This is a genomic window from Parapedobacter lycopersici (assembly GCF_040395035.1).
GTDB lineage: Bacteria > Bacteroidota > Bacteroidia > Sphingobacteriales > Sphingobacteriaceae > Parapedobacter > Parapedobacter lycopersici_A.
Map to the genome: position 1 here is coordinate 1 of NZ_JBEBRB010000093.1, position 8604 is coordinate 8604.

Annotated in this window: 8 protein-coding genes; all 8 read left to right on the forward strand. The window is 51.5% G+C overall.

The window, feature by feature from the left end; all coding sequences use genetic code 11:
* Positions 1–1886, forward strand: a 1886-nt coding sequence (gene polA, locus ABWO75_RS12695) for a DNA polymerase I (RefSeq protein ID WP_353186098.1), incomplete at its 5' end; no start/stop codon positions are given.
* Between the two features lie 14 nt (positions 1887–1900).
* The gene (locus ABWO75_RS12700) at positions 1901–3022 is read left to right on the forward strand and encodes a toxin-antitoxin system YwqK family antitoxin (protein ID WP_353186100.1); all 1122 of its coding nucleotides are present in this window, start codon (positions 1901–1903) and stop codon (positions 3020–3022) included.
* A 376-nt stretch (positions 3023–3398) separates the two neighbouring features.
* The gene (locus ABWO75_RS12705) at positions 3399–3806 is read left to right on the forward strand and encodes a VOC family protein (RefSeq protein WP_257658686.1); all 408 of its coding nucleotides are present in this window, start codon (positions 3399–3401) and stop codon (positions 3804–3806) included.
* Between the two features lie 10 nt (positions 3807–3816).
* Positions 3817–4656, forward strand: coding sequence for a VOC family protein (locus ABWO75_RS12710; protein WP_353186102.1), 840 nt, complete (start codon positions 3817–3819; stop codon positions 4654–4656).
* A gap of 184 nt (positions 4657–4840) precedes the next feature.
* Positions 4841–5500, forward strand: a complete 660-nt coding sequence (locus ABWO75_RS12715; RefSeq protein WP_353186104.1) for a phosphatidylserine decarboxylase family protein — start codon at positions 4841–4843, stop codon at positions 5498–5500.
* A gap of 49 nt (positions 5501–5549) precedes the next feature.
* Positions 5550–6587 carry a sensor histidine kinase gene (locus ABWO75_RS12720; RefSeq protein ID WP_353186106.1) on the forward strand — a complete coding sequence of 346 codons (1038 nt, stop codon included), beginning with the start codon at positions 5550–5552 and terminating at the stop codon, positions 6585–6587.
* A gap of 162 nt (positions 6588–6749) precedes the next feature.
* Positions 6750–7397 (forward strand): DUF47 domain-containing protein, encoded by a 648-nt coding sequence (locus tag ABWO75_RS12725; protein ID WP_257658682.1) that lies wholly within the window; start codon positions 6750–6752, stop codon positions 7395–7397.
* 59 nt (positions 7398–7456) lie between these two features.
* Positions 7457–8467, forward strand: coding sequence for an inorganic phosphate transporter (locus tag ABWO75_RS12730; protein WP_353186109.1), 1011 nt, complete (start codon positions 7457–7459; stop codon positions 8465–8467).
* The last annotated feature ends 137 nt before the right edge of the window (positions 8468–8604 follow it).

An 8604-nucleotide genomic window follows, 5' to 3' on the forward strand; every position in this document is an offset into this window, starting at 1 on the left:
TCTTCGGCAATGCCGCACCGGAGCTTGCCGGCAACCCGGAGGTGGCGGAAGCATATGCACCGCCCGTTGCGGCCAGGAACATCAACAACACACCGCATGAATACATCCTGGTAGACACACCCGAAAAGCAGGCTGAACTGGTGGCTTTGCTGGCGGCGCAGCAATCGTTCTGCTTCGATACGGAAACTACGGGCACGGACGCCAATGTGGCCGACCTGGTCGGGTTGTCATTTGCCACGGAGACCGGTAAGGCATGGTATGTGCCCGCACCCCGCGACGAGGTGGGTTGCTGTGCCCTGCTCGAACCGTTTAAGCGGGTATTTGAAGATGACGGGATTGCCAAGGTAGGACAAAACCTGAAATATGACATGTTGCTGCTGGCCCGCTACGGCGTGTCGGTTAAAGGTGAACTGTTTGATACCATGCTGGCCCACTACCTGATCGATCCCGACACCCGCCACGGCATGGACGTACTCGCCGAAAATTACCTGGGCTACACACCTGTTCCCATTACCGACCTTATTGGTCCGCGTGGTAAAAAACAGGGTAATATGCAGGACGTCGACCTGGAAGCAATCACCGCCTATGCCGCGGAAGATGCCGATATTACGCTGCAGCTGAAGACGGTTTTTGAGCCACTGCTGGAGCAGGCCGGGGCGTCGAACCTGGCCCGCGAAGTCGAATTTCCGCTGGTATACATCCTGGCCGATATGGAACGCTGCGGCGTAAAGATCGATGTGGAGGTGCTGCGCGGCCTCTCCGGCTCGCTGGAAAAAGATATCGCCGAGATCGAGCGCACCATTTACGACAAAGCCGGCGTCCGGTTTAATATTGCCTCACCCCGGCAGCTCGGGGAAGTGCTTTTTGATAAACTGCAACTCGATCCGAAAGCCAAGAAGACCAAAACCGGCCAGTACAAAACCGGCGAGGACGTGTTGCTGACATTGGCCACGAAAAGTGATATTGTAAAGGATATCCTTGATTTCCGGCAGCTCCAAAAGCTGAAATCCACCTATGTGGATGCGCTACCCCAGATGATTCACCCGATTACCGGGCGTGTGCATACCTCATACAACCAGGCAGTGGCTGCAACGGGCCGGCTGAGTTCAACCAACCCCAACCTGCAGAATATCCCCATCCGTACCGAACGGGGGCGGGAGGTGCGCAAGGCATTTATACCGCGCGATGCGGACCACGTGATCCTATCGGCCGACTACTCGCAGATTGAACTGCGGCTGGTAGCCCACATAAGCGGCGACCAGGGTATGGTAGATGCCTTTAACCAAGGGCTGGATATCCACCGGGCCACCGCGGCCCGCGTATATGGCGTATCGCTGGAAGCCGTCACATCCGAACAGCGCAGAAATGCGAAAGCAGTCAATTTCGGTATTATTTATGGTCAGTCGGCCTTTGGCCTTTCACAGAACCTGGGTATCCCGCGCAAGGAAGCCGCAGCCATTATTGACCAGTATTTTGCGCAGTACCCCGGCATCAAAAAGTACATGAACGACACCATTAACTTTGCCAAGGAAAATGGCTATGTGGAAACGTTGCTCAAGCGACGGCGCTACCTCCGCGACATCAATTCGGCCAACCAGACCGTGCGCGGCTTCGCTGAACGGAACGCGATCAACGCTCCTATTCAGGGGTCAGCCGCCGATATGATCAAGGTAGCCATGATTGCCATTCATCGTGATATCCAGCAACAGGGTCTTCAGGGAAAAATGACCATGCAGGTGCATGACGAATTGGTTTTTGATGTCCCGCGATCGGAAGTATCCCAATTCCGTACCCTGGTGGAAAAACACATGAAAAACGCGTTAACGATGGCCGTGCCGGTTGTCGTGGAAATCGGCGAAGGGCAGAACTGGCTCGAAGCGCACTAACCGTACCGGCAACTATGCGGACATACCTGCTGTTATATTTATTGGTTACTGCTGCTACAACGGCAATGGCTACCCCTGCGGATACCACCGGCCGCCCCATTTATTACGAGCCGGCACCGGAGGGTATGCTGCGCTTTTTTTATGACGACAGGTATTACCTGGCAGCTAAAGCCTGTTCGTTCAGGGCAATTGAGCGTATCGCTAAATTTGATTTCAACAAGCAGGTATTTGTGGGTGAGTTTGTCGATTTCAACCTGTCCGGGCGCGCCATACTGCGGGGCGGTTACGAAAACGGCAAAAAAGAGGGGAAATTTACGGCCTATCACCCGAACGGACAGCGGAAATGGGAAGTGACTTTTGTGCAGGATGCTCCCCGGGGCATATGGGCTTTTTACTATCCGGACGGAAAGCCGTTACTCGAACTGGAGTATGGTACCAGTGGCACCATTATCCGTAATTTCTGGGACACCCGGGGCCGCCAGCAGGTAACCGACGGCAACGGAAAGTATGCCTTTGAAATAGCGGCAGACGGTTACAATGAATATGGCTACGTCCGCTACAGACGGAGCGGGCGGGTTGTTAACGGGCTTCCCCATGGCAACTGGATCGTGGAATATGTGTTTGAGGACGGTGAAAAAGCGGGGGCCGGCCATGAGTATTACCGCGACGGCCAGTTTATACGGGGGTATGAAACGTTCACTGACGAAACATTTGACGACACTCCCCGCTACCGGCTATACCCGGTTGAATTTTTCGACCGGGCAACGACCATGGTAAGTAAGGCCTGTACCATTGATGAATATTCGGGCTTCACCCAGTACCTGGAAAAATATTTTGAGCGATGGTTTGCCACGGTCAATGCAGCCGCGCTGGCCAGCCAGCAGATCGAACTCGCCATTTCCGTCGATGAAACGGGCACCGCCCAGCGGATTGAAGCCATACAGACGTTTCCAAGTGCACAGTATGCCTCCCTGCTGTTAAGCGCATGCCATGGTATTGAATTCTGGTTCCCTTCTTATGCGGATGGCGAATATACCGCCGACACCTTAACGCTGACGGCCGAAGTAGCCCCAGACCCGGACGGACAAAAACTGCACTTTTACAACATACAGATCAGGCGCGAAAAAGGGTACTGAACCTGCTTTAGCGCCGCTGATATGCCCTCACGGGAGCCGCTTGTTTCCTGTCTGGCTCATGGTCTCCTTTTACAGGGATATCTTAGGGACATTATAGGGACCCGGTAGGGACTTTGTAGGGACTTTGTAGGGGGAAATCCCTATCATGTTCCTTCCAGATCCGTATTCGTTCTGCATCATTTCCGGCAGTTTTAAACAAAGTAACCGACCAGACTACGAATCAGGGATACGCAGCAGGCCTCCGATCGTTTCTTTGTCACGGATTACCCCCCGATTTGTCGCATTTCCACCGTGTAATTGCCGTCGACCAGCCGTAATTTTGGTTAACATACCACACAAGGTTGCGTGGTTAGTTACTTACCTTTAATCAAAGATCATGAATACACAAGTTTTCATTAACCTCCCGGTAAAAGACCTGAAACGTTCCATGGATTTCTATACCGCGGCCGGGTTCACGAATAATCCGACGTTTACCGACGAGACCGCGGCGTGCATGGTATATTCTGAAGAAATCTACGTGATGCTGCTCACACATGCAAAATTCAGCCAGTTTACCGGCAAGGCCATCGCCGACACCCGGCAAACCGCTGCGGTGATCAATTCGCTGGGGCTCGACAGCCGGGAACGGGTGGACAATACCATTGAGAAAGTGGTGGCCGCCGGTGGCAAGGAAAGCCGGGAACCCGACGATTATGGCTTCATGTGGCAACGGAGTTTTGAGGACCCCGACGGCCACCTTTGGGAAGTCTGTTATATGGATATGAGTAAATTTCCACAGGAATAGCAAGAAAAGTATGAAAAATGCGATTTATCCCTGCATCTGGTTTGATGGTCAGGCCAAGGATGCGGCCGAATACTACTGTTCGATATTTCAAAACTCCGGCATCATCGACGACACGCCCATGGTCGTCACCTTCGAGCTGGATGGTGTGAAGTTCATGGGCCTGAACGGTGGACCGGCTTTTACGCCAAACCCTGCGATTTCATTTTATGTTGTGCTGGACAAGGAAGAACAAGTACAAAAAGCCTGGGAACGCCTTTCCGACGGTGGGATGGTGCTGATGGCGCTCGACAGGTATGACTGGAGCGAAAAATATGGCTGGGTACAGGACCGGTTCGGCGTGTCGTGGCAGATTAGTCTGGGCGACAGTCGGGCCGTGGGCCAGCGATTCGTTCCGTTGCTGATGTACTGCGGCGAGCAGCAGGGAAGGGCGGAGGAAGCCATGCAATATTATACCGACGTATTTAACCCCGCAAAAACAGAAAGCATCGTCCGGTACGAACCTGGGCAGGTGTCCCTCGATGCGACGGTTGTACATGCGCGGTTCCGGCTCAATAACGGGGTTTTCATGGCCATGGACAGTGCCGTGCCGCAGCCGTTTACATTTAACGAAGGGGTGTCCCTCGTGATTGATTGCGACACCCAGGAGGAAATCGATTATTACTGGGAGCGGCTTACCGACGGTGGAAGCGAAAGCCAATGTGGCTGGCTGAAAGACCGGTTCGGGGTGTCGTGGCAGGTGGTCCCCACCGTATTGGCCGGACTCCTGCAGGACCCCGCGAAATCCGCACGGGTAATGCAGGCATTTATGCAGATGAAAAAATTCAATATTGAGCAGCTGGTCAATGCGTAGCGTGCCCTGTTCGGAGGAACAGGTGTACGATGGCCGGACGGGCTTGCCCGGATTGTGCACCCACCGGTGCCGGATGTATGGCTATGCGGTGTCCGGATGGTTTATATATGCACCGCCGTCGTGTTGCATATCAAGGTGAATTTAGCTAAGTTTGCTTGGTTAATTTACGGCTTAGCAAAATAAGATGACAATCCATAGAGAAGGGTATACCAGCATTGCCATTACGTTACTGGTAATTTTTGTAAGTAATGCCCTCGTACATTACTTTATCCCGGACAGCACATTTGTGGTGTGGTTCGTATACCTGCTTTCACTGCTGTTGTTTGTTGCCATATTGCAGTTTTTCAGAAATCCCAAACGGCACATTATACCCAATGAAAATACCATACTCTGCCCGGCCGACGGCAAGGTGGTGGTGATTGAGGAAACGGAGGAAACGGAGTATTTCAAAGATCGCCGGCTACAGGTTTCCATTTTTATGTCGCCCGTGAATGTGCACATTAACCGTAATCCGGTAAGCGGTGTCGTTCGGTTTTTCCGCTACCACCCGGGAAAATACCTGGTGGCCTGGCATCCTAAATCATCAACACTTAATGAGCGTACCAGCATTGCGATACAAACTGCGCAGGGCCCGGAGGTCCTGTTCCGGCAGATCGCCGGCGCCATGGCCAGGCGGATCGTTTGGTATGTGAAGGAAGGTGACAGTGTCACGCAGGGGCAGGAGTTCGGGTTTATCAAATTCGGCTCCCGTGTGGATGTCTTTTTGCCTATCGGCACGAAAGTGAATGTAAAAATCGGAGACCACGTAACCGGCGGGCTGACGACACTCGGACAGTTCGGGTAGCAACGCCCGGTGACGACATACAACGGGGCATCATATAGCTTCATACACCATGAGATTCCTCCTGCTTGTTTTTATCAATGCCGGTGCGGTGGGCATATCCATTGCCTTCGTGAATTTTTATTTTCAACGCGACTGGTCCGCTTTCCTGATTTCCTTCGGCATTAGCTTTGCCATCAGCTTCCTGGTGTTTTATTACTTGTTCCAGCGTTACATCTATAATAAAATCAGGCTTATCTATAAACAGATCCATAGCCTTAAGCTTGGCAAAGACCTAAAGAATGCACTGGGCGAGAAGATGAGCAACGACCCCATCAATGATATGGAACAGCAGGTGCGGGACTGGGCAAAGGCAAAGGGAAAAGAAATTGAAACGCTGAAAGACCAGGAACGCTTTCGACGGGAATTTCTGGCGAATATTTCACACGAACTTAAGACACCGCTATTTGCCATCCAGGGGTATATTGATGCGCTGCAGGACGGCATGCTGGAAGAGGACCCGGAAACGGCCGCCCAATTTCTCGTAAAGGCATCACAGAATATCGACCGGCTGAGCTTTCTGATTAAAGACCTGGACGCAATTTCCAAACTCGAAAGCGGACAGATCCCCGTTAATTATCAGAAATTCGACATCGTGCCGTTGATCAGGGAGGTCATGGAGTCTATGGACGACCGGGCCCGTGCACATGAAATTACACTCCGCTTCAAAGAGAAGTACCAGCGGGCCATGATGGTGAATGCCGACCGTGAGAAAATCAGGCAGGTACTGGTTAACCTCGTCGACAACTCCATTAAATACGGAAAAACACGCGGGCAGACCGACATCCGGGTTTACGAGCTCTTCGACACGGTGTTGGTTGAGGTGACCGACGACGGAATTGGCATTGAGGAAAAAAACCTGACACGGGTATTTGAACGGTTTTACCGGACAGATAAGAGCCGCTCACGGAAAATCGGCGGTTCGGGACTTGGGCTTGCTATTGTAAAGCACATCATTGAAGCCCATGAACAGACGATCAACGCGCGGAGCACCGAAGGTGTGGGCACTACCTTTGCTTTCACGCTGGAGAAAGAAAGCCCCGCGATTTAACCCGGTGACCGGTGGTTGTAGCGGCTGGGCCCAGCGACGAGTTTTTTGTTACTTTTTTGCGGAAAAAGGTAAACCCTCCCCCCTTCAAACTTAACAATAAGTAACTTGTTAATTAACGTTAAGTTAACATTAAGGTTATACATTTGCAGAAATATTCCAGTTATGTCGTTAAACAGCATATTCCAGTATTTTGTCCCTAAAGACAAAAAATTCTTCCCACTCTTTGAGCAAGCCAGCAGCAACCTCATTGAAATGGCGCGGCTACTGAAAGAATTGGTAAACCTGCCCGATCTTAGCAAGCGGAAAGAGATCTGCAGAAAAATCGAAGACCTGGAGCATAAGGGCGACGAAATTTCCCATCAGATCCACCTCGAATTGGGCAAAAACTTCATTACGCCTTTTGACCGCGAAGACATCCATACGCTGACGAGTTCGTTGGACGATGTGGCTGATTTCATTCATGGCGCATCCAACCGGATCGATTTATACCAGGTGGAGAAGATTACCGACCCCATTATTGAGATTGCCGACCTGATTGTGGAAGCGACGGAAGATGTGGCTAAGGCGGTGCATGAGCTCCGTAACCTGAAAAATATTCGCAACATCACTGATTCGTGTGTACGCATCAACAGCGTTGAAAATAAAGCGGATTATATATTTGACAAAGCGGTGGGCGAGCTGTTCCAGTTTGAGAAGGACGCCATCAACCTGATCAAATATAAAGAGGTGTTATCGGCGATGGAAACCGCCACCGACCGGTGTGAAGACGTGGCCAACGTACTGGAGAGCATTCTGGTGAAAAACGCATAAGTGAAGCCGCGGACAATAACGAAGCAACCGAAGGGTTTAATTAACGAAACATACGTCTAATGATCACCACATTACTGGTTATCGTCATCATCCTTGCCATTGCATTTGACTACATCAATGGATTTCACGATGCCGCCAACTCCATTGCCACCATCGTTTCCACCAAAGTACTGACTCCTTTTCAGGCGGTGTTGTGGGCTGCGGCATTCAACTTTGCCGCATACTTCTATTTCACCGACCATAAGGTGGCCAATACCGTTGCCAAAACGGTACTGGAACAGTATATTACCCTTGAGGTGATTTTCGCGGGATTAATTGCTGCCATCGGCTGGAACCTGTTTACCTGGTATTACGGCGTCCCTTCCAGCTCATCCCATACGCTGATCGGTGGATTTGCCGGTGCAGGAATGATGCACGCCTTTATCCTGGGCGACAATGTTATCGGTGCAATCAACATGAAAGCCACGTTGCAGATTATCTCATTCATTGTCCTGGCACCGCTAATCGGAATGATCATCGCGACCATTATCACATTAATCATCATCAACATATCCAAGCGGGCCCGACCGGCCGTGGCCGAATGGTGGTTCAGGAAACTGCAGCTCGTTTCGTCGGCTGCCCTCAGCTTCGCGCATGGCGGCAACGACGCGCAGAAGGTGATGGGAATTATCTTCGTGGCGATGGTGGCGGGCGGATATTTGCAATCGGGCGACCCCATGCCGGAGTGGATTCCATTAGCCTGCTATTCGGCCATTGCGTTGGGTACTATGAGCGGCGGTTGGAAAATCGTGAAAACCATGGGCACCAAAATAACGAAGGTAAACGCGCTGGAAGGCGTGGGCGCCGAAACAGCGGGTGCGCTGACACTGGGCATTACCGAACACTTCGGCATTCCGGTTTCGACCACGCACACCATTACTGGTTCCATTATCGGGGTAGGTGTGGTAAAACGGGTTTCTGCCGTCCGCTGGGGCGTAACGATCAGCCTCCTTTGGGCATGGGTGCTGACCATTCCGGTATCTGCGGTACTGGCCGGCATTACGTTTACTATTATCCATTACCTGTTTTAAAAACCGACAAACGGGTTCTTTGGGATGTCCGTAAACCATACCGACAGGCAAAAACCTGTGTCTATGTATAAAAAAAACAGGCTTTTATAGGAATCATTGCAAATTTATATGTAGTTTTATCGCGTTTTAGCCTTGAC

Coding starts and splice junctions, on each gene's coding strand:
- ABWO75_RS12705 (WP_257658686.1), top strand. CDS start 3,399: ATGAATACACAAGTTTTCATTAACCTCCCGGTAAAAGACCTGAAACGT.
- ABWO75_RS12715 (WP_353186104.1), top strand. CDS start 4,841: ATGACAATCCATAGAGAAGGGTATACCAGCATTGCCATTACGTTACTG.
- ABWO75_RS12730 (WP_353186109.1), top strand. CDS start 7,457: ATGATCACCACATTACTGGTTATCGTCATCATCCTTGCCATTGCATTT.
- ABWO75_RS12700 (WP_353186100.1), top strand. CDS start 1,901: ATGCGGACATACCTGCTGTTATATTTATTGGTTACTGCTGCTACAACG.
- ABWO75_RS12710 (WP_353186102.1), top strand. CDS start 3,817: ATGAAAAATGCGATTTATCCCTGCATCTGGTTTGATGGTCAGGCCAAG.
- ABWO75_RS12720 (WP_353186106.1), top strand. CDS start 5,550: ATGAGATTCCTCCTGCTTGTTTTTATCAATGCCGGTGCGGTGGGCATA.
- ABWO75_RS12725 (WP_257658682.1), top strand. CDS start 6,750: ATGTCGTTAAACAGCATATTCCAGTATTTTGTCCCTAAAGACAAAAAA.